The sequence below is a fragment of the Streptomyces sp. NPDC041796 genome, from assembly GCF_055590785.1.
Genome location: NZ_JBVJAH010000006.1, coordinates 465,716 through 484,682, shown reverse-complemented (window position 1 = coordinate 484,682; position 18,967 = coordinate 465,716). Strand labels below are relative to the sequence as shown.

The 18,967-nt window shown below is 71.3% G+C and carries 19 protein-coding genes and 1 pseudogene; 8 read left to right on the top strand and 12 right to left on the bottom strand.

Annotation, left to right across the window (positions count from 1 at the left end; all coding sequences use genetic code 11):
- Positions 1-92: 92 nt before the first annotated feature.
- Both ACZ6C1_RS15370 and ACZ6C1_RS15365 read right to left on the bottom strand, forming a co-directional pair.
- Positions 93-1,508, bottom strand: coding sequence for an ice-binding family protein (locus ACZ6C1_RS15370; RefSeq protein WP_469241148.1), 1,416 nt, complete (start codon positions 1,506-1,508; stop codon positions 93-95).
- 371 nt (positions 1,509-1,879) lie between these two features.
- On the bottom strand, positions 1,880-2,701 hold the full coding sequence (locus tag ACZ6C1_RS15365; RefSeq protein ID WP_469241146.1) for a YhjD/YihY/BrkB family envelope integrity protein: 822 nt from the start codon (positions 2,699-2,701) through the stop codon (positions 1,880-1,882).
- A 375-nt stretch (positions 2,702-3,076) separates the two neighbouring features.
- On the opposite strand from ACZ6C1_RS15365, the gene ACZ6C1_RS15360 reads away from it, so the two are divergent.
- From ACZ6C1_RS15360 to ACZ6C1_RS15350, 3 genes are all read left to right on the top strand, one after another.
- Positions 3,077-3,640 (top strand): DUF5994 family protein, encoded by a 564-nt coding sequence (locus tag ACZ6C1_RS15360; protein WP_469241143.1) that lies wholly within the window; start codon positions 3,077-3,079, stop codon positions 3,638-3,640.
- A 4-nt stretch (positions 3,641-3,644) separates the two neighbouring features.
- Positions 3,645-3,923 carry a hypothetical protein gene (locus tag ACZ6C1_RS15355; protein WP_469241141.1) on the top strand — a complete coding sequence of 93 codons (279 nt, stop codon included), beginning with the start codon at positions 3,645-3,647 and terminating at the stop codon, positions 3,921-3,923.
- A 976-nt stretch (positions 3,924-4,899) separates the two neighbouring features.
- Positions 4,900-5,745: a DUF2637 domain-containing protein gene (locus ACZ6C1_RS15350; RefSeq protein ID WP_469241140.1), complete on the top strand. Its 846-nt coding sequence runs from the start codon at positions 4,900-4,902 to the stop codon at positions 5,743-5,745.
- A gap of 929 nt (positions 5,746-6,674) precedes the next feature.
- On the opposite strand, the gene ACZ6C1_RS15345 is transcribed toward ACZ6C1_RS15350, so the two are convergent.
- Positions 6,675-7,058: a VOC family protein gene (locus ACZ6C1_RS15345; RefSeq protein ID WP_469241138.1), complete on the bottom strand. Its 384-nt coding sequence runs from the start codon at positions 7,056-7,058 to the stop codon at positions 6,675-6,677.
- A gap of 199 nt (positions 7,059-7,257) precedes the next feature.
- On the opposite strand from ACZ6C1_RS15345, the gene ACZ6C1_RS15340 reads away from it, so the two are divergent.
- From ACZ6C1_RS15340 to ACZ6C1_RS15330, 3 genes are read left to right on the top strand one after another with little or no spacing between them, the layout of a single operon-like run.
- The gene (locus tag ACZ6C1_RS15340) at positions 7,258-7,536 is read left to right on the top strand and encodes a polyprenyl synthetase (protein WP_469241136.1); all 279 of its coding nucleotides are present in this window, start codon (positions 7,258-7,260) and stop codon (positions 7,534-7,536) included.
- Positions 7,526-8,581 carry a polyprenyl synthetase family protein gene (locus ACZ6C1_RS15335; protein ID WP_469241134.1) on the top strand — a complete coding sequence of 352 codons (1,056 nt, stop codon included), beginning with the start codon at positions 7,526-7,528 and terminating at the stop codon, positions 8,579-8,581. Before ACZ6C1_RS15340 ends, ACZ6C1_RS15335 begins: the two co-directional genes overlap by 11 nt.
- 51 nt (positions 8,582-8,632) lie before the next feature.
- Positions 8,633-9,793 carry an oxygenase MpaB family protein gene (locus ACZ6C1_RS15330; RefSeq protein ID WP_469241132.1) on the top strand — a complete coding sequence of 387 codons (1,161 nt, stop codon included), beginning with the start codon at positions 8,633-8,635 and terminating at the stop codon, positions 9,791-9,793.
- Between the two features lie 26 nt (positions 9,794-9,819).
- Here the strand turns inward: ACZ6C1_RS15330 and ACZ6C1_RS15325 are convergent, their stop codons facing one another.
- The 4 genes from ACZ6C1_RS15325 to ACZ6C1_RS15310 all read right to left on the bottom strand — a co-directional run bounded on the left by ACZ6C1_RS15325 (position 9,820) and on the right by ACZ6C1_RS15310 (position 11,755).
- Positions 9,820-10,155, bottom strand: a complete 336-nt coding sequence (locus ACZ6C1_RS15325) for an SCO4225 family membrane protein (protein ID WP_469241130.1) — start codon at positions 10,153-10,155, stop codon at positions 9,820-9,822.
- A 26-nt stretch (positions 10,156-10,181) separates the two neighbouring features.
- A complete protein-coding gene (locus ACZ6C1_RS15320) occupies positions 10,182-10,535 on the bottom strand; it encodes an SCO4225 family membrane protein (RefSeq protein WP_469241128.1) in 354 nt (117 codons plus the stop codon).
- Between the two features lie 155 nt (positions 10,536-10,690).
- Positions 10,691-11,518 (bottom strand): type 1 periplasmic-binding domain-containing protein, encoded by an 828-nt coding sequence (locus ACZ6C1_RS15315; protein ID WP_469241126.1) that lies wholly within the window; start codon positions 11,516-11,518, stop codon positions 10,691-10,693.
- An 18-nt stretch (positions 11,519-11,536) separates the two neighbouring features.
- Positions 11,537-11,755, bottom strand: coding sequence for a hypothetical protein (locus ACZ6C1_RS15310; protein ID WP_469241124.1), 219 nt, complete (start codon positions 11,753-11,755; stop codon positions 11,537-11,539).
- A gap of 205 nt (positions 11,756-11,960) precedes the next feature.
- Between ACZ6C1_RS15310 and ACZ6C1_RS15305 the strand changes: the two genes are divergently transcribed.
- Positions 11,961-12,989, top strand: coding sequence for a LuxR C-terminal-related transcriptional regulator (locus tag ACZ6C1_RS15305; RefSeq protein WP_469241122.1), 1,029 nt, complete (start codon positions 11,961-11,963; stop codon positions 12,987-12,989).
- A 144-nt stretch (positions 12,990-13,133) separates the two neighbouring features.
- On the opposite strand, the pseudogene ACZ6C1_RS15300 reads toward ACZ6C1_RS15305, so the two are convergent.
- The 3 genes and pseudogenes from ACZ6C1_RS15300 to ACZ6C1_RS15290 all read right to left on the bottom strand — a co-directional run.
- Positions 13,134-14,024 (bottom strand): annotated as a pseudogene (locus tag ACZ6C1_RS15300) (DMT family transporter); the annotation flags it as partial.
- Between the two features lie 55 nt (positions 14,025-14,079).
- On the bottom strand, positions 14,080-14,838 hold the full coding sequence (locus ACZ6C1_RS15295) for a 2OG-Fe dioxygenase family protein (RefSeq protein WP_469241120.1): 759 nt from the start codon (positions 14,836-14,838) through the stop codon (positions 14,080-14,082).
- Between the two features lie 87 nt (positions 14,839-14,925).
- The gene (locus ACZ6C1_RS15290) at positions 14,926-16,134 is read right to left on the bottom strand and encodes an argininosuccinate synthase-related protein (RefSeq protein WP_469241118.1); all 1,209 of its coding nucleotides are present in this window, start codon (positions 16,132-16,134) and stop codon (positions 14,926-14,928) included.
- A 255-nt stretch (positions 16,135-16,389) separates the two neighbouring features.
- Between ACZ6C1_RS15290 and ACZ6C1_RS15285 the strand changes: the two genes are divergently transcribed.
- Entirely contained in the window at positions 16,390-17,127 is a 738-nt protein-coding gene (locus ACZ6C1_RS15285) for a DUF2470 domain-containing protein (RefSeq protein WP_469241116.1), read from the top strand.
- A 79-nt stretch (positions 17,128-17,206) separates the two neighbouring features.
- On the opposite strand, the gene ACZ6C1_RS15280 is transcribed toward ACZ6C1_RS15285, so the two are convergent.
- Positions 17,207-18,466 (bottom strand): cytochrome P450 family protein, encoded by a 1,260-nt coding sequence (locus tag ACZ6C1_RS15280; RefSeq protein WP_469241115.1) that lies wholly within the window; start codon positions 18,464-18,466, stop codon positions 17,207-17,209.
- 35 nt (positions 18,467-18,501) lie between these two features.
- On the bottom strand, positions 18,502-18,966 hold the full coding sequence (locus tag ACZ6C1_RS15275; RefSeq protein WP_469241113.1) for a pentapeptide repeat-containing protein: 465 nt from the start codon (positions 18,964-18,966) through the stop codon (positions 18,502-18,504).
- Position 18,967: the final 1 nt, after the last annotated feature.

The window sequence follows — 18,967 nt, the reverse complement described above, 5'->3', positions numbered from 1 at the left end:
GCGCGGTGGAGTCGATCGACGGTCCACCGCGCGTCACGCGTCTCACTCACACCTGCGGGCGACTGGCTCTGCGCTCAGCCCGCCGCATGGTGTTACCGACTCATGTAGCCGCCGTGCTCATCGGACTTGCCGTGCTGTCCGTGCTCGTGGGCGTCGTGGCCGCCGGGCTTGCCGTCACCGGGCTTGCCGTCGTGGCCGTGCCCGTGGCCGGGCTTGCCGTCGTGGCTGTGGCCGGGCTTGCCGGGCTTGCCGTCGTGGCCGTGCCCGTGGCCGGGCTTGCCGTTGTGGCTGTGGCCGGGCTTGCCGGGCTTGCCGTCGTGGTTGTGGCCGGGCTTGCCGTGATCGTGGCCATGCCCGTGGCCGGGCTTACCGGGCCTGCCGGGCTTTCCGTGCCCCGGCTTGCCGGGCTTACCCGGCTTACCCGGCTTACCGGGCTTGCCCGGCGGCTTCGGGCCGCCTCCGCCCGTGGTACCGCCGTGAACGCCGCCGATCGTCGCGCCCGTGGTGCCGCCCGTGGTGCCCGCGATGATGCCACCCGTCGTGACTCCACCAAGCACTCCACCGATGACTCCGCCGTTGCCGGTGCCGCCCGTCGTCACACCGCCGAGCACACCACCGAGCACACCGCCCGTGGTGCCGCCGTTGGCGGTGCCTCCGTTCGTTCCGCCCGTGGTGCCGGCGATCACGCCGCCCGTGGCGGTCCCACCGGTGGTGCCGGCGATCACGCCGCCCGTGGCGGTCCCACCGGTGGTCCCACCCGTGGTCTCGTCGGCGCAGGCCGGTCGGGTGATCGTGTTGGTGTCCAGCGTCACCGAGCCGTTACGGGCCAGTGCCCGGCCGACGAGGTCCGCCTCCGTGGTGGCGGTGATCGACGTCATGGCCATGATGGTGCCGACGAAGTCGGAATCGGTACCGAGCGTCGCCGAGCTGCCGATCTGCCAGAAGACGTTGCACGGCGAGGCGCCGTTGATGAGGCTCACGTTGCTGGCGGAGGCCGTCGTCAGCCCCGAACCGACCTGGAACACCCAGATTCCGTCGGTGCTGCCCTGGCCGTCCAGGGTGAGCGTGCCCGTGAGTCCGAGGGTGGACGAGGCCGTGTAGACGCCCGGAACCAGGGTCAGGCCGCCCGCGTCCGGAGGAAGAGCAGCGTCCGTGGCCTGGCCGGCGGCGTTGTTGTAGGCCACGACCAGGTCGCTCTGTGCTTGGGCGGCCACCGAGTCCGCCGAGTGGAAGGTTCCGTTCACGATTCCCGGCGGGAATCCGGAAATGGCCGTCCCCGGATGCACCCCGACATCGCCGGTGATGACCGAAGGTCCGGTGTTGGTGACCGACTGACCGGCGAGAACGGCGAAACTGTCGGCGGTGCCCAGTGGTACGGGCTGCGCAATGGCATTCGCCCGCGTCGGCGTCACCGCCACGACGACGGCGGCGAGCACCATGGCGAGCAGCGCCGCCATCCAGGCCGATGTTCTGCGCCAGTGAGGCGCGGCAGAGGTTTTCAGCGTCATCGAGAAGCCAGCTCCTGAGGGATGGTGGCGCGTTCGGCGACTGCCAGATGTCCGGAATCGCCCATTTCTGTCGGCTGGCATATTACGCACGCAACTTCCCGTGATTACGATCCATCAGGGTGATTTCGGCGAAGCCCACCATATGCCTCATAGAAAATATGAATAAATACAAATAAGCCGGATGGGTCGTCCACCGCCTGTCGGATGGGGCCGCGTGAGAGGGGTACGGCGGCGCAGAGAAGGCACGGCACGCATGGGCCCGGACGTCGCTCGCACCCGCTGCCGCCTTGAGTTCCTCGTCGCCCAACCGCGGCCGGGAATGTGGGTGCGGCGGAGAATCGGCCCCGGGAAAGGCGTGCCGCGATATCGGTTCACGGGCGCCGTTTCAGAAGCATCCGTACGAATTCCTCGTGCAGCAGACGACCGGCCAGTGCGCCACCGAAGATGACCACGCCCACCCCGACCAGCCACGACTGAAGGACCAGGACGGTTCCGACGGGGCCGTAGGTGACGGTGTTCGAAGCGATCAGCGGTGAGAAGACGAGCCGGGAGAAGACCCTGAGACCCGCCAACCCGAGTACGCTCGCCAGCGCGCCGGGAAACAGGGCACGCCAGCGGACCCGCCCGCCGAGCAGCATGCGCTGCGACCACCAGAGGAACACGGTGGCGCACACCAGCGCGACGAGCGTTCCCGCCACGGAGTGGCGCCGCAATACGGTGGCAGAGGCGAAGAGATAGCCGGTGAGCGCCGCGAGCCACACCACATGCCGCCACCTGGCCCACCAGCGGGACGGGGGGAGACCCCACACCTTCTCGAAGCCCGCCTGCACAACTGCCGAGAAGCTGAGACCGAATACGGCGAGGGCGGCGATGCCGAACACGGTCGTGGTCCGCAACGCCTGGCCGGGCCGTGTGAACAGGCTCTCGACCTCCTCCCTGGACGCTGCCGACACGCCCAGTCCTTCGCTCAACCACTCCGCGAACCCCCGCCCGTGTTGCGGATCAGCCGAAGAGACAATGAGCAGCAGCGGCACCAACGTGAGGAATCCGAGCGCCGCGAACCCCAGCGAACGCTGAAACAATTCCAGATCGGCGCCCCGTCTCCATCCGCGTCCGGGCGGCGAACGGAGAATCGCGTGGCGCAGCCGCACGTACCAGGAGACATGGTCCGGGGCACCGGATGGCAAGGGCATGCCTGTCCCCTACCACGAACGACAGCGACGGCGAGCGAGGACGCGGCGTGCGGTGGCAGTGGCTTCCGCGGGCGGACCGAGGCAGCCTGTGCCTGCGCTTCTCCCGCCGCAACGGCAGGCCGCCACAGGTGTCGGCCAGGGACCTCGGGTGCCCGCCCGTACTTCGACCAGTGATACGCAAAGGCCCCGCGCCGGAATACGCAGGCGCCGCAATGCCCGGGAAATGCCTGGTCATACGCTCCCACGGGGCCGCCGACCCGGAGTAGGGTGGAGGCACCGGGAGCACTTCGCACACCAGCTCCGATTGCTGATGCCGTTCCCGGCGATCGACAACACCGGGAGCGTCGAAGACGAGCCCGGAGGCGGGTCCGCGTCATGACCGCGACCATCGAACGTACACCCATCATCGAGCGGCCCGTGTCCTCGCCACCGGTCCGTCTGTCACTGGTCCCGGCGGGGTCGGTTCCAGGTCTCCTGGACGGTGCCTGGTGGCCCCGCTCCCGCGACCTCCACCGTGAACTCCCCGCCCTTACGGACGCGTTGGACGCACCCTGGGGCCGGGTAACCCGTGTCACGGTGAACCCGTCTCACTGGCCCGTCATCCCGCGCAAGGTGCGCGTGACCGGCCACACCGTGCACGTGGGCTGGTTCGCCGACGAGCAGGACCAGAACAAACTGATCCTCCTCTCCTACACCACAGGCCGCATGGACCTCCTGGTGATCCCGCCGGAGACCGACGCGGCCACAGCCGCCCGGCTCATGTCCGCCGCTGCCTCTCCGGAGGGCCTCCTCACCGCCAGCGGGCTGATCGCCGACGAGGACTCTGCCCGCGAAGGGGCGGATGCGCGAAGCCGGGAGGAAGACTGGGAAACCGACGGCGGCGCCGACGCGGCGGGCCGGAGCCCGGTCGCGCTCGTCGGCTCCTCCCGAGGGCGGTGAGGACGTGGGAACCCTCATCACCATCGCCCTGATCATCGCCATGATCGGCGCCGGAATGATCCTCATCCACCGGCTCAACGCACAGCACGACGAAAGGGTCGCGGCCTTCCGCTACAGCGATGCCCTGCCGGGAATCGGCCGACCGCGCGCGGCAAGAAACGACGGCCGGCGGAACTCCCCGGATCGCCCGCTGCCCACGGCCGCGAGCAAAGGTGCCGGACCACATGGCCCGCCAACACCCCTGACCGCATCACCGGCCACCAAAAAGGAGGAACGTGACTGAAGCCTGCCCGAGGCCGTGCCCCTGCACGCAGGAGCCCGTGTCGGCATGAAGAATCGCCGATGCCGGAAATGCGCATGAGGCTTAGCATGAAAGTGGGTCGGCACACTCTCACGTGCGACCGACCCGGAAGGGCGACCCCGGTGTGTATACGCCGGGGTCGTTGTGGTGGCGCGTCGTGATCGTCGTGGCCGAGGTGGTACTGGTCGCCGTGTGATCCAGGCGTACAGGCCGACGCCGCGCCCTATGACACCGGTTCGTCGTCGTGGGCACCCGCTTGGTCGGCGTAGTCGCCAGGTCGCGGGTCCGCCAGAACGGACACCGGTTCATCCGTGCCCGCTCCCCGACCGTGCCCGGCCGGGACGAGCCGCACGAGCCCGGCGGCAACCGTCCTCGCCGGTGGCGCCCGAGCGGGTCGCCAGGTGTGGCCGGCAGCAGGGGCCGGGGGCCGGCTCAGCGCACATCTCGTAGATCTGTGTGCTTCGGGGGTCGCCTGGCGGCAGGGGGAACCAGGTTCGCACTCCGAACGTCATGCCTGCCGGATTTGCCGGGGGTTGTCTCGGCGAGTACGTTTCCTGGTTGCCTTTGGAGGCATTTGCAGAACCGATAAAACACAGAGAGTCCCTCGGATGGAGGCTCACGCTCACCCGGATGCCTCGCATCCGGGCGATTCGAGCCGGCGTTAGCTCGGTTATGACAGCAACGCTTCCTGACCGAGCCACATCCAGGCGCGCCGGCGTCCCTTCCTGGGCGGACGACTCCGTTGCCCTGGGTGACTTTCGATTCTTTCCGGCCTCGCCGATTTCCGGAAGCACCGACGGAAGTCTCAACAAGGCGGGCAAGGCGATCCCCCTGACGTGGTCTGCGCCGGTTCTGGAGGAGTTCGTCGCCACCATGGCTCACCTCGAGGAGGAGTTCCTCAGCTCCTGGCGGGAAGCCGATCTGCCGGCACCGGCTCCAGGACGAGCGGGACAGCGCTATGCGTGAGTGGCAGGCCGAGGAGGCGCTGGGGTCGCGGTTGGGCTTCCACCAGCAGGTCGGGGACTGGCCGTGGGCCGGTTCCGTCGAGGATCACGTCGTGCCGCAGGCGGGTTTTCACGGGCTGGACCCGTCGGACAGCCTGGGAGACCCGAGGTGGGACCCCGCCGAAGAGCTTGCCCTCCTCCTCCAGGAAGCCATGCAGGCCGACCACGTCCCCTCATCGGCCCAGCTCCCGGACAGCGAGGACTACGCACTCGGCTCCCAGCGCATGGAGAACCTCGCCGAGATCACGGCCGACCTGCCGCCCGTGCGCTCCGTCGGGCACGGTCACCGCAAGGCTCGGCACTTCACGGCGACCTGGGCGGGGGTGGTCAGTTTCCTGACCGCTTCACTCGGCACCTTCCTGGTCTGTGTGGTCAGTGTTTTCAGCGGCGTGATCGCCTACGATCCCCTGCTGCGCATCGCCGAACCCCGAGCGCCCGGCAGCATGGCCGCGTGGTGGCCACTCCTCGTCTACGGCCCCTGGATCGTGGCCTCTTTGTCCATTTTGCGTGCCGCTCTTCACCAGCGCCGCGCCGCGCACTCCTGGCTCGTCGTCCTGTTCTTCTCATTCATGGCGATGCTGCTGTGCGTGGCGCAGGCCGACCGGTCCTATACCGATGTGGCGGCGGCCACCTTGCCCGCTGCGGCGTCACTGACGTGTTTCCACCAACTGGTCCGCCTCATCACTCTCACCAGACCGCCCCGCAAGGCAAAACGGCGCCACCGCGTTTCCCCATCCCCCCGCCCCCTCCAGCAAACGATCGCCGCCCAGAGCCTCCACGCGCAGACGCCCGGCGGATAAGACGTCCCCCTGGCCGGAGAACCGACACATGTCGGCCGCCGTCAGGAGGGCGCCTCCCCGACTCACACCGGCAGTCTCCCAATTTCAAGATCCACCACGCAAGATTCGTCACCCCGTCGGATGACACCCACCGGAAAGTCGTTTTATCCGCCAAGGTCATCCCCCGCCCGCCCGCCGATCGGAGCCTTACGCGATGACCACCACTTTGTGGCTTCTCCTGGCATGCGCCTCAGCATGCTCGCTGGCCAACACGTTCACCTCGTCCACCCGGACACAGGGGTCACGACCGCACGCCTTCCCGTATGACGGGCCTGGTTCAGGCACCCGGCGAAGCCGGCTGAGCGACTCAGCCGCCAGACCGATCAAGGGTGGTGTCTCCTCCTGAGGAATCCGGCCGCCGGCCGAGCTGGGAAGGATTCACCCGACACATTGCTTTCCCTTTGTTTCACAAACCGGCCGAGTCACCACAGGTAGCGTTTTTCCTATTTCCCCATGAATGGTAAGCAGTAACGTTTTACAATCCGCCAGGGCACGCCACCCTTCCTCGGCACAAGGCAAGCAGGCAGGGTCTGTCCCCGAGCGACTTCGGAGGCACTGATGCACCGGACCACCGGGAGCCCTGCTTCGGCGTGGCTTGCCGCCCTCCGCCGTATCCGGCGCAAGGCGAACGCGGGCTTGAGCACCCTCACCGAGGCAACCCGGCGCCTCGACGAAGCCATCGTCCGCTGGGCGCTCCCCACAGGCACCCTCATGGGCCCGGACGCTGTCCGGGTACGGGACGAATACCGCACTGGCCGCCAACCGGCCGCCACGCACGTGTCCCTCGATCCCTGGAGCGAATGCCCCACATGCCGGGCTCTCGGCGGTGACGGCTGTTGACCCACCCCAACGCGTGGGCGTGGCACACGGCCCGCCGGGGACGCTCCTGGTCAGAGGGGCTGGAGCCGGGTGTGCAGGAGGCAGAACTCGTTGCCTTCGGGGTCGGCCAGGACGTGCCAGTTCTCGGTGCCGGTCCGGCCGACGTCAACGGGCTCGGCGCCGAGGGCCAGTAGGCGCTTCAGCTCGGCGTCCTGGTCACGGTCGGTGGGGCTCACGTCGATGTGCAGGCGGAGCTTCCCGGTCCGCGGGGCGCCGCTGGGGCTGAGGACGAGGACGGGCTGCGGGCCGCCGAAGCCGGCGTCGGGCGGGCCGATCTCGATGCTTCCGTCGTCCTCCCGGCCGAGTTCGACGTAACCGAGGACCTCGCTCCAGAACGCGGCGAGCCGTTCGGGGTCGGCGCAGTCGATGACCAGCTCACTGATGCGGCATGCCATGGCCGTCAGTGTAGGTGGGCGACCCGAATGGATCATCGATTTCCGGAAGCCCCCGGCCGGCCCGGCCCGCCCTCGTACGGTCGAGCGAGGTGATCGCCCGATCGTGAGTTCCTCCCTTCTCTCCCGCCGTGTGACGCGAAGCTCCGGAGGACGGCGTTTGACCGGCGCCGCCCGTACGGCAGTCGGTGGGGGAGATGGCGTGACGCAGGACAAGCGACGGCGTGGAGGCCTGGACAGCCGGGCGGTGCTGCTCGTGGCGGGGCTGGCCGATCTGGCGGTGAGCACCCTCGGTTCGGCCGTGGGGACCGTGCGGGAGCTGGTGCGCCGCTCGGACGGCGTCGAGCTGGCGGCGGAGGCCGAGAACGAGCTGGTGGCACGCGGGCGCCTGGTGCTGGACCGGTACGCCGCCGGACCCCCGGCCCACCTGGAGATCCTGGCCCGGCACGCTCTGGCTCGGAAGAGTGCCGGTGGCGTCTGACCGGTGGGAGCCGGCCGCGTTCAAGGCCCGCGTCGACGAGGTGCTGCGCCGGTTCGTCGCCCAGGAGGCGGACGCGTTCACGGCGGTCGATCCTCTCCTGGGCCCGGTGGCCGAGCAGTTGGAGACGGCGGTGGCCGACGGCAAGCGGCTGAGGGCAGCGTTCTGCTACTGGGGCTGGCGCGCGGTGGGGCAGCCGGACAGCGACGCGCTGGTGCGGGCCGCGGCCTCCATGGAGCTGGTGCACGCGGCCGCGGTCGTGCACGACGACCTCATCGACGACAGCCCGTTGCGGCACGGGCGCCCCACCGCGCACGTCGCCCTGCGCGGTGCCATACGGCACCGGCCGCACGCCGACACGGCCGCGAGGTCGCTGGCGATGCTCGTGGGTGACCTGCTGATGGCGCTGGCGGGGCAGCTGTTCACCGTCAGCGGGCTCCCCGCCGCATACCTCTCACGGGCCCGCCCCCTGTGGGCGGTGATGGCCCGCGAACTGATCGCGGGTGAATGCCTGGAGATCCTCCGTACGGGAGACAGCCCGGACACGGAGGCCTCGTTGAAGGTCGTCCGCTACAAGACCGCCAAGTACACCGTCGAGCAGCCCCTGCTGATCGGCGGCGCCCTGGCCGGGGCCGGCGCGCGGACGCGTGAGGGGTACAGCGCGTACGGGCTGCCGCTGGGCGAGGCGTTCCAGTTGCGGGACGACCTGCTCGGCCTGTTCGGCGACCCCGGACGCACCGGCAAGGCCAACGCCGACGACGTACGCGGCCATCGGCCCACGGCCCTGCTGGCGGAGACGTGGCGCCTCGCCGACGAGGACGAGCGGGCGCTGCTGAGCGGCCTGCTGGGCCGCGGTGAGCTGGACGGGCAGGGGCTGGACGCGGTCCGCGAGGTGATGCGCCGCCTCAAGGCGCCCGACCGCGTCGAGAACATGATCGGCGCGCGGGTCGAGGAGGCCCTCGACGCCCTCCACGAGCTGGACGTACCGGCGCACTCCGCCGCGGCCCTGACGGCGCTCGCGCACACGGCGGCGGTCCGGCTGTCCTGACCCTTCCCCCTCCCCTCCCCACGATTCCGGGGAAGACAAGGAACCCCTGCCATGATTCACACCGAGGCATCGATGGACGCTCTGCGGCAGGCCGGTGACGAACTCGCCGACGCCACCGTCGCCACCCTCTTCGAACGCGGGGAGGTGGGCACGTTCAACACCCTGATGCGCTATGTCTCCACCGCCGGTGCGCCCCTGCCGGACGGGTTGCCCGATGTCGCCCGTGACTATTTGGAGGCGACCAGTGCCCCGCCGGCCTGGGTGGACTGGTCGGAGATGGAGAAGGCCCGGCTGTTCTTCATCGACAACAACGTGCACATTTCCACCGCGCTGTCGTTCGCGTCCATGCCCGCCTGCTACGTCGTCCCGCACGTGGCGAAGCTGCTGTCGGCGACCCACGGGCTGAAGTACCCGTCCAAACGCATGGCGGAGACCGGTCAGTTCACCGTCTACCTGATGCAGCCCGACGCCTTCGAGGCCGGCAGCCGGTTCATCCCGGCCGCCCAGAAGGTCCGCCTCCTGCACGCCTCGATCCGCCACCACCTCACACGCGAGAACCGCTGGGACGCCGCCACCCTGGGGACGCCGATCTGTCAGGAGGACATGATCGGCGGGCAGATGTTCTTCTCCCTGCTGGTGCTGGACAGCCTGCACCGCCTCGGCATCCACATGTCGACGGAAGGCGCGGAAGCGTACTACTACGCCTGGCGCGTCGTCGGCGCCATGCTCGGCGTCGACCAGAACGCCGTGCCCAGGACGCTGGACGACGCCCGCCGGTTCCTCGACCTGTACATGGTCCGGCACATGGGCCCCTCCGAGGAGGGCTCGCACTTGACCCGGCAACTGATCGACCTCTACGAGGAGGTGGTCCCCGGCACCTTCTTCGACCCGATCGTCTCCGCCCTCATCCGCCATCTGGTCGGTGACACCTGCGCCGACTGGCTCGACGTGCCCCGCACTCACTGGGACACCGTCGTCAAGGCGGTACCCCACCTCCTCGGTGTCCTGGAGACCATCGAGGACCGTTCCCCCCTCGGTGCCTGGGCCCTGGACCGCATCGGCCACCTCACCACCGTCCTGGAGCTGTCCTCACTCACGCGGGGGCGCGTGATGCACTACGCCATTCCGGACACGCTCAAGAAGGACTACGGCATCTCCAGCACGGTGCCCCCCACCCGGCGGTGGTCTCCGCCGGAACCGACCGTGGGCTGACGTCCCCGCACGCACACGGCGGTACGTCAGGTGGTCGGGCGCGGCCGGTCCGGACCCAGGTTGCGGGCGAGCAGACCGAGCAGGGTGGCGTTGACCAGTCCGGCCACGGCCGTGCCGGCGGTGAAGAGCAGCGGGCTGAGCCAGGCGAGCGAGGAGTTCCACTCGAGGGCCGGCGCCAGGAGGGCGACGATGCTGAGCGGTGCCGTGGTCATGAGCGGCCAGATCGCGGCGAATCCCGGGTCCGGTGCCAGGTAGGCGGCGTACAGGAAGAAGACCAGCGAGGCCGTGACCACGGCCAGGTAACCGCGTGCGAGCCAGTTGTCCACCGCGGGGGTCAGCAGGGTGCGGACGGAGCGCGTCATGGTCGTGCCTTTCCGTTCGGAGGGGTTCACGCGAGGCCGGCCGTGCGGCGGTCGCGGAGGTGGTGGGCGAGGGCGCCGAGCACGACGGCGTTGACGAGGGCGCTCAGGAGGAGCCAGGCGGCGAAGAAGGCGATGGCGAGTGCCTCGGCCGCCGCGGCGCCCTCGGTGCCGGGTCCGAAGGGAAGGCTCATGGCGACGAAGGAGAGCGGTGAGGTGAGCAGCACGTGGCCCATGGCGTACACGCTCTCCGGGAAGAGCAGCGCGACCGCGACGGAGGCGGCGAACACGGCCAGATAGCCCCGGGCGGGCCAGTTGTCCGTGGCGAGCACGAGCAGGCGGCGCAGGCGCGGCAGGCGGCGCGGGGGTGAGGCAGTCGGCATCGCGGTCCATTCGGGTCGTCGGTGCGGTGCGTGGTGGTTCCACGGTGGACCCGGTGGGCGTGCTCGGACATGAGTACGGCTACTCAGCGGTGGGAGGCAGGGCCTACTCGTCCACCCTCGAGACGAGTGGGTTCCGGACGCGGACAGTGTCCGGGTCAGCAGCGGGGCGGGACGCCCCGTAACGCGGGGCCCGCGTGACAGACCGCGGCCAGGCGCGAGACGCGCCAGCCGTCGCCGAGTACGCCGGAGCCGGTGCTCAGCAGGGAACCGGAGCGGGCCCGGACGGCGGCAGACAAGGCGGGGCCGCGGAGCGCGGGGGCGTCGCCGAGCGCTTCGGCGAGTGCCGTCACGGCGGTACGGGCGCGCCGTACCGCACACGTCTGGGGGTGGACCGCCCACACCGTGCGGTCCCGGGCCGCCGCGGCGAGGGAGGCGAAGGCGGGCACACCGCAGTCCGCCGGAGTCAGTACGGGGCCGGCGCCCCCGGCTTGCAGGAAGTGGGCGACGCGTTCCTGGACGGCGAGCACGGCCAGGGCGCCGGACGGGCCGTCCGTCAGGCCCACCGCGGCGGCCTCCTCGCCCACGCGGCGCGCCAAACCGGCCCAGGCCTCTCCCGTGTCGTGGACCACCGACAGCGCGTCGACGCCCAGGGCGAGCGCCCCCTCCGCGACCGTGCGCGCGAACGCGGCCTCGTCCGGGGCCCAGCTCAGGGAGCCGTCGCCGGCCCGGACGAACGGCAGCAGGCAGGGCATCCCGGCCGCGCGGTAGGCGGGCACGGCGGCCCGCGCCGTGTCGGCGTCACCATGGCCGACCACCGCGGCATAGCCACCGGCGGCGATGACCTCCGCCGTCGCCGGCGTCTCGTCGTGCACGTGCCACTCGGCCGCCCCCGGGCCCATGGCCCTGGCCCGTTCCACCTGGGCGAGCAGGACCGCTCCCCAGGCGGCACGCGGACCGGTCAGCGGCGCGACGACGGCGACCACGGGCTGCCCCCTCACCGCTCAGCCCCAGATGAAGGAACGGGCCGCCGACGAAGCGGTGGCGGCCGGGGAGTCGGAGGAAGGGGCGGGCGAGGATCCGGCCACGGCGACCGCCCCGAGGCCGAGCGTCGCCGCGAGCACGGCGGTCACCGTACGGGAGTGCTGCGGGCGGCGATGTGCGCGGGCGGCACAGGGCGCGGCGGACGTGTGGGACGTGGTGGAAGTGGTGGGAACGGACATGGGAACCCCCTGGCAGGCGTCGGTCGGTGTGGGAACAGCATGTTGCCGACGGATCACCTTCGGCTACGGCTCACGGAGTTCCGGGACCGGTCATGGCCGGGGGCGGACGCGTACGGGAGGCGTCCGTATGCCGGAACCACCCTGGCAGGGGGCCCGGAGCGTTCCTAAGATCCCAGTCGCGGGAGCGGCAGGGGGGCGGTTCCCAATGACGGCGGGGGACTTCTGCGTGGACGCACGGGCCAGGGCTCAGGACCTGTACCGGACAGCACTGGACGACGCGGGCTGGCGGCCGGAGGTGCTCACCCTGGACCGCGGCTGGAGCGGTACGGAGTTCGCGGACGCCCTCCACCTGCTCAGCCGGCTCGGCCTGTTCGTGCCGTCCTCGGACACCCGCAGCGGCTGGACCGCGCTCGCGCCCGACACGGCGCTGCGCAATCTGCTCCTGGAGGAGGAGCAGCACACCGGCGCCCTGCTGACCGCCGTACAGCAGACCCGGTCCGCCCTCGCGCAGGTCGTCGCCGACTTCCAGCCCGTACACGCCAGGGAACTCTCCTCCGTGCAGATGGAGGTGGTGACCGGCGGCGCCAACGTGTCGGCCGCGCTCGAGGACGCCTCGCAACGGGCCGAGGACGAGGTGCTGTCACTGCACCCGGGCCGCGCTCTGCCCGCCGAGATGGTGGAGGCGGGCCTGGAAAGGGACCGTCTCGCGCTCGGCCGCGGCGTACGCATCCGAACGGTGCACCTGGCCTCCGCGGCCGCCGTGCCCCACATGACGGCGTACCTCCGCCGGCTGAACGCGGCGGGTGCCCACGTGCGCACGGCGCACACCCTTCCACTGCGGCTGATCGTGGTGGACCACTCCCTGGCGATCGTGCCCGCGCCGCCGTCCGAAGGGGCGGGCGAGGGAGGTCTCGCCGCGGTCGTCCTGCGCAGCGAGACCCTGGTCGGGGTGCTCCGGGGCATCTTCGAGCACTGTTGGACGGGGTCGGCCGTCCTGGATCCCGGGACGGGCGCCGGTGCGCCGAGGGCGGACGACTGGCAGCCCACGGGCAGGCACCGCGAGCTGCTGCGGATGCTCGCGGGCGGACTGACGGACGAGGCGATGGCCCGCAAGCTCGGGGTGTCCGAGCGTACGGTCCGCCGCCTCGTCTCCGAACTGACCGAACGGCTAGGGGCGGCCAGCCGTTTCCAGGCCGGGGTGTGTGCCGTCCGGCTCGGCTGGCTCGACGGCTGACGGCTCGGGCGTCGCGGGGCCCGCCTTCGCGGACGGGTCCGTGGCCGGGTTGGCGGACGGGTCCGTGGACGGGCCCGTGGATGGTTCTGCGGACCGGTCGTTGGCCGGGTTGGCGGACGGGTCCGCGGACGGGTCCGTGCCCGGGTCCGCGGCCGTGCGGCCCCAGGCCGTGCCGGCCAGGATGAGCACCACGCCCAGCAGGCCCAGCCAGCCCGGCCGGTCACCGGCCAGGGCGATGCCGACCACGGCCGCCCACACCGGCTCCGTACCGAGCAGCAGGCTGACCCGGGAGGGCGAGGTACGGCGTACCGCCCACATCTGGACGAAGAAGGCGAACAGCGTGCAGAACACCGACAGGTAGAGCAGCCACGCCCAGTCGGCGAGCCCGAAGCCGGCGGCGGCGGCCCAGGGGGTGGCGCCCGTTCCGGGGGCGGCGCACAGCAGGGCGAACACCATGACCGAGCCGCCCAGTTGCACGGTCGTCATCGACATGGCGTCCGCGCCCTGCACCGACCGCATCCGCGACATCGCCAGGACGTGCACCGTACGGGCGACGGCGGCGCCCAGCATCAGCAGATCGCCCATCGACGGCTCGCTGAAGCCCGCGCCCTGCGTCAGCAGCACCACGCCGAGCACCGAGAGGCCCGCCGCCGCGACGAAGGAGCCCGACAGGCGCGTACCGCGCATCCGGCTCTCCGCGAGCGGAGTGAAGATCATGGTGAGGCTGATGATGAGTCCGGCGTTGGTCGCCGAGGTGTGGACGACCCCGTACGTCTCCAGCAGGAAGATCGCGGCGAGTATCAGACCGAGGACGCCCGCCCCGCGTATCTGCGCACCGCTGAGCGCGCGCAGCTTGCGCCACCCGGTGGCGACCAGCACGGGCAGGACGACGCCGAACCGCAGCACCAGGACGGCCAGCACGGTCTGGCTCGTGGTGACTCCCTTCGCGGCCAGATAGCTGGAGCCCCAGACCACCGCGACCAGCAGTACGGGCAAATCGGTCAGCCAGGCACGGCGGGCCGCGGTGACGGTCATGGGGACTCCTCGGACGGAAGGCGGCGCGGACGGTGTTGAGCGGGGACGCGGCGGGTCAGCGTGCCGTGTAGGCGATCACCAGGACGTCACGGTGTGCGGCGAGCGCGGGGTCCGCCGGCTGCACCGGGGTCACCGAGTGCAGGGTGCGGCGGTCGTCGCCCAGCAGCAGGTCGCCGGGCTCGGACAGCGTAGTGGTCAGCAGGTGCGCGCCCTCGTCCGTGTAGACCCCGCTCTCGCCGCCGGTGACGTTGGTACGGCCGATCATGAGCGAGGTGATGAAGGTGACGCCGTCGCGGTGCCGGCCCTCGGGGGCGGGCTGACCCTGCTGGTCGGCGGAGGCGTTGATGCGGTACGGGTGGAGCTTCACGTTCCAGGTGGTGGTCCCGTTCCGCTCGACGGCCGTGAAGATCCTGCCGAGTTCGACGAGCACGGAACGCAGCAGAGGGTCACCGGCGAAGGACTCGGTCAGCGGGTCGAAAACGCGCTCGATGCCGCCGTTGAGCGGGTTGACGTCCGACTCCTGGCGGTAGGGCGCGTGCGGCAGCAGGGTGAGGTCCCCGGTGGCCGCGTCGAGGTCGAACTGACCGTAGCGGCGGTAGCGGTAGGTGCCGCCGTCGGCCATGTACGTGTCCAGGGTGAGCTCGTCCCAGTGCGCGGCGAAGCGGGCCCAGTCGTCGGCGCCCGCACCGGCCAGGGCGGAGAGTGCGGCGGAGGGCATCAGGTGGCCGCCCGGGCCGGCGAGCGCCTCGACGGCGTCGAGGGCGACGGGGTGGGTGAGGGACTGGGTGGTGGTGGCTGCGGTGGCCGTGGTCATGGTGGGGCGCTCCGATGAAGGGGTGTGGGTGGTGGGGCGGGGCCGGGATTGGTGGGGCGGGGCCGGGATCAGGCGGCGGTGACGGGATCAGGCCGCGGTGACCAGTGGGGCGGTACGGGCGAAGGGCGCGGACTCCGCGGTGATCGCCCGCTCCTCCCACGCCTCGCGGTCACGCAGGTAGAGCGGCGAGGGGGCGCTGATGGCGCGGGTGTCGGCGCCACCCGTACGCAGACGCCAGCTCACCGATCCGGTGGTGCGGACGGCGCAGGCGTCCATGAACACCTGGAGGGCGAGCCGGAGGTCACCGAACCACCGGCCCTCCAGTGCCTCGCGCACCCAGAGCTGCTCCAGGTGCCGCTTCTCCCGGACGAGTTCGGCGTCGAGGCAGGCGCTCTCGATGTGCCGGTAGGTGTTCAGCAGCAGCCAGGCGGCCGGCATCTCCCGGATTTCCAGGACCTTCTCGCCGTGGTCGAGGTGTTCCAGGCCAGAGTAGCGGCCGAGCCCGAAGGCGCCGACGCGGTGGTTGAGCTGGTCGATCAGGGTGGTCAGGGGGAGGGGTACGCCGTCGACGGCGACGGGCAGTCCGCGTTCCACGGTGACCGTCACGGTGTCGGTGTCGCCGGGGGCGGCGGTGGGCCGGCTCCAGGCGTACATCTCCTCGGGGACCTCGTGCAGCTCGGGGTCGTCGAGCATGCCGGACTCGAACTCACGGCACCACAGGTTGGAGTCCCCGCTCACGATCCGCCCGGCGAGCAGGTCGAGTCCCGCGTCCCGCAGCTCGGCGAGCTTGTCGTCACGGCTGACCGGATCGAGGTCGTACGGGCTGCCGAAGGCGCCCTCGTAACGGAGGAGGCCCAGGGCGCCGTTGAGGCGGCGCAGCGTGTTCTGCGAGCGGTTGGCGGTGTGCAGGACGGCCTGGGCGCCCAGGGCGTGGGCGAGGGCGACCGCGCTGTGGGCGATCAGCGGCCGGCTGAGGGTGGAGCTGACCGGGTGGATGCCGAGGTAGACGGCCTGGGCGGCGATCGCGGGCGCGACGTACCGGGTGGCGAACTCCTCGCGCCGGTCGAGGATGTGGATGGTCGCGCCGAGGGCCTCGGCCACCTGGCGCTTGTATCCGCTCGACTCGTCCTCGCCGATGTCCACGCTCACGGCGTGCACCTCGCGGATGCCCATGCGGCGCAGCCGGAGCAGCAGGTACGAGCTGTCGAGGCCACCGCTGAACAAGGTGACGACGGGGCGATCCGGGTCCAGCGTTTCGAGCTGCGAGAAGGAACGGATGAGCGGGGAGGACGGCATGGACTCTCCAACGTCTGCACTGGTCACAGGGGGAGAGCCTTCCGGGCGGGCGACCGCCGGGCAATGGGATCCGGGCGTCCGCGCCCGGCCATGTCCGCACCCGGAAGCGGCCGGGGGCGGGGCGGGTGCCGGTGCCGTTCCGACGGGCGGGCCGAGGGCGCGGGCGGGTCGGTGCCGGGGGCGGTGGGGGGTGGCGGTGTGGCGTGGGCTGCCCCACTCCGCTAAGTTAGGCAAGCCTAACCTAAGGAGTGAGTGATGAGCAGTCTCACCGATGCCCGCCCTCCCGAGCCGTCCGGCGCGGAACGGGTCCGCTCCGTGCTGTCCGCCGCGCGGTCCCTGACGGTGACGACGGACGGGTACAGCTGCGACCTGGCCGGCGCGCACGCCCTCGACGAACGCGGCCGGCTGACGCTGCGCCTGCCGGCCGACTGCCACCTCGCCGCGCTCGTGGCCTGCGCCCCCCGGGGCGACCTCGCCGCCATGCTCCACTTCACCGATGTGGCCCCGACTGCCGTACGCGAGCGGGTCCGGGCCAGGGTGACGCTCTCCGGATGGCTGACCCAGGGCGGTGCGGAGACCGAGGCGGGCGGCGTCGAGCTGCGCCTGGACCCGGTGCGGGCCACCCTCGACACGGGGAACGGTGCCGTCGGCGTCGGCCTGGACGAGCTCGTCCTCGCCGAGGCCGATCCGCTGGCGGGCCACGAGGCGGGGCTGCTCATCCACCTCACGGACGACCACCCCGACGCGGTGGCCCGGCTGGCGCGCCTGGTGGAGGCGCGCCACCTGCACGGCGTCCGGCGCGTGGTGCCCGTGGGCGTCGACCGGTACGGGCTCACCCTGCGGCTCGAACACGCCCGCGCCCACGCCGACGTCCGGCTGCCGTTCGCCGTACCGCTTCGTGTGGCGGCCGAGTTCGGGGACCGGATCCAGGGGCTGCTGGCCGCCGCCCACGCCTGCCCCCGCCGACGCCGCAGCCTGCGCACCCGGCCGTGAGGCGCGAACGGGCCGACGCCGGGCCGCCCCGGGATCACGTCGCGGCGATCATCCGCGCGGCGCCGCTCGCCGCGGCCCTCTACACGCCGCCGCCTCCACCGCCGGCACCGCCCCCACCGAGGCGTGCCGGCAGTGAACGGTGCCCGTTGGAGATGAACGACTCCACCGGTACCAGCTCCTCCGGCGGCACCGCGAGCGCCAGGTCCGGGAACCGCTCGAACAGCGCCGGCAACGCGATACGGGCCTCCATGCGGCCGAGTGGGGCGCCCAGGCAGTAGTGGACGCCGTACCCGAAGGCCAGGTGCTCCTTGTCGGCACGGGTGACGTCGAAACGGTCGGCGTCCTTCCCGTACCGCTCGGGGTCCCGACCGGCGGCGGCGTACGCGGCGAGGATCGCGTCGCCCTTGCGGATGACCACGCCGTCCAGCGCGATGTCCTCGACCGCGTACCGCAGCGGCAGGCTGGCGACCGGGGCGTCCGACCGGAGCGTCTCCTCGATCACGTCGTCCCAGGAGGCGTGCCCCGACCGCACCTGCGCGAGCTGTTCGGGATGCGTGAGCAGGGCGTGAACGGCGTTGTCGATGAGGTTGACCGTGGTCTCGTGGCCGGCGCCGATCATCAGCACCAGCGTGCCGAGCAGTTCCTCCTCGCTCAGCCGGGTGCCGCCCTCGTCGTCACGCGCGGCGATGAGGCCGCTGGTCATGTCGTCACCGGGCGACTGCCGCTTCTCCGCGACGAGTTCGCCCATGACGGCGTACAGCCGGCTGTAGGTGGCTGTGACCTCGGCGGGGTCGGCGGCGGTGTGGAAGATGCTGTCGACGATGGTCCGCAACTCCTCCCGCTTGTCCTCCGGGAGGCCGAACAGCTCGCTGATCACCTGGATGGGCAGGGGGTACGCGTACATCTCCCGGAGATCGACGACCCCGCCGTGGCGACCGGCCTCGGCGATCCGGTCCAGCAGGTCCGCGGTGATCTCCTCCACGCGCGGCCGCAGCGCGGCGGTCCGGCGGGCGGTGAACGCCTTGGCGACCAGGGTGCGGAGGCGCTTGTGCTCCCCTCCGTACGCGGTGAACATGTTCTCCACCGCGACCCAGGTGAACAGTGGCCACTCGGGGGAGATCTCCCCGTTGATCCAGGCCGGCCAGTGCCGCCGCGGGTCCTTGGAGACCCGGGGATCGGTGAGCAGCCGCTTCAGCAGTGCGGGGCGGCTGACCGCCCACGCCTCGACCCCGCCGGGGAGTTCGACGCGCGCGAGGGGTCCCCGCTCACGTAAGCGGTCCGCTTCTCCGTGGATGTCCCGGCCGGTCGGGTCTATCACCAAGCGGTCCTGATCGCGCATCAGCGCCTCCTGAACTCACACTCCAGTAGGGCGCCTCACGCTACGCGCGGTACGGCTCCGGAACGAGACCGCCTCGGTTCGGTGCCGAATGCCGCGAACCGCCCAGTACAACATCGCGGTGTGCTTTCCCCGCCGGGGAATACACGTGGTCCGGGACGGCCGCGCGGTGTGACCGGCGTGAGGGCGGGCGCCGCGCCCAGACCCCGACCCAGGCGGTCTGGCCGTGCAGGCGGCGCATGATGGCCGGCAGTTCGTCGGGCGGCACGACCGAGAAGGAACGCGTCTCCTCGTCGATGTGCGTGGTCGGCGCCCTGGAGGTCGGCCCGGTACAGGTCCGCACCGGACAGGTCCGTGCCGACCAGCGTCGCCTCGGTGAACCAGGACTCGGCGAAACCGATGCCGACAAGATCCGCGCCACTGAGGTCGAGCCGTACGGCATCGAGGCCTCTCCCGTCCGCCGTCACGGCAGGCCGGCGGGGCCGGGGAACCGGCCACCGCATG

What these genes read in the sequence shown, in the direction of transcription:
- ACZ6C1_RS15370 (WP_469241148.1), bottom strand. Translation starts at nt 1,508, where the DNA reads ATGACGCTGAAAACCTCTGCCGCGCCTCACTGGCGCAGAACATCGGCC.
- ACZ6C1_RS15365 (WP_469241146.1), bottom strand. Translation starts at nt 2,701, where the DNA reads ATGCCCTTGCCATCCGGTGCCCCGGACCATGTCTCCTGGTACGTGCGG.
- ACZ6C1_RS15360 (WP_469241143.1), top strand. Translation starts at nt 3,077, where the DNA reads ATGACCGCGACCATCGAACGTACACCCATCATCGAGCGGCCCGTGTCC.
- ACZ6C1_RS15350 (WP_469241140.1), top strand. Translation starts at nt 4,900, where the DNA reads ATGCGTGAGTGGCAGGCCGAGGAGGCGCTGGGGTCGCGGTTGGGCTTC.
- ACZ6C1_RS15345 (WP_469241138.1), bottom strand. Translation starts at nt 7,058, where the DNA reads ATGGCATGCCGCATCAGTGAGCTGGTCATCGACTGCGCCGACCCCGAA.
- ACZ6C1_RS15330 (WP_469241132.1), top strand. Translation starts at nt 8,633, where the DNA reads ATGATTCACACCGAGGCATCGATGGACGCTCTGCGGCAGGCCGGTGAC.
- ACZ6C1_RS15325 (WP_469241130.1), bottom strand. Translation starts at nt 10,155, where the DNA reads ATGACGCGCTCCGTCCGCACCCTGCTGACCCCCGCGGTGGACAACTGG.
- ACZ6C1_RS15320 (WP_469241128.1), bottom strand. Translation starts at nt 10,535, where the DNA reads ATGCCGACTGCCTCACCCCCGCGCCGCCTGCCGCGCCTGCGCCGCCTG.
- ACZ6C1_RS15310 (WP_469241124.1), bottom strand. Translation starts at nt 11,755, where the DNA reads ATGTCCGTTCCCACCACTTCCACCACGTCCCACACGTCCGCCGCGCCC.
- ACZ6C1_RS15305 (WP_469241122.1), top strand. Translation starts at nt 11,961, where the DNA reads ATGACGGCGGGGGACTTCTGCGTGGACGCACGGGCCAGGGCTCAGGAC.
- ACZ6C1_RS15295 (WP_469241120.1), bottom strand. Translation starts at nt 14,838, where the DNA reads ATGACCACGGCCACCGCAGCCACCACCACCCAGTCCCTCACCCACCCC.
- ACZ6C1_RS15290 (WP_469241118.1), bottom strand. Translation starts at nt 16,134, where the DNA reads ATGCCGTCCTCCCCGCTCATCCGTTCCTTCTCGCAGCTCGAAACGCTG.
- ACZ6C1_RS15285 (WP_469241116.1), top strand. Translation starts at nt 16,390, where the DNA reads ATGAGCAGTCTCACCGATGCCCGCCCTCCCGAGCCGTCCGGCGCGGAA.
- ACZ6C1_RS15280 (WP_469241115.1), bottom strand. Translation starts at nt 18,466, where the DNA reads ATGCGCGATCAGGACCGCTTGGTGATAGACCCGACCGGCCGGGACATC.
- ACZ6C1_RS15275 (WP_469241113.1), bottom strand. Translation starts at nt 18,966, where the DNA reads ATGCGGTGGCCGGTTCCCCGGCCCCGCCGGCCTGCCGTGACGGCGGAC.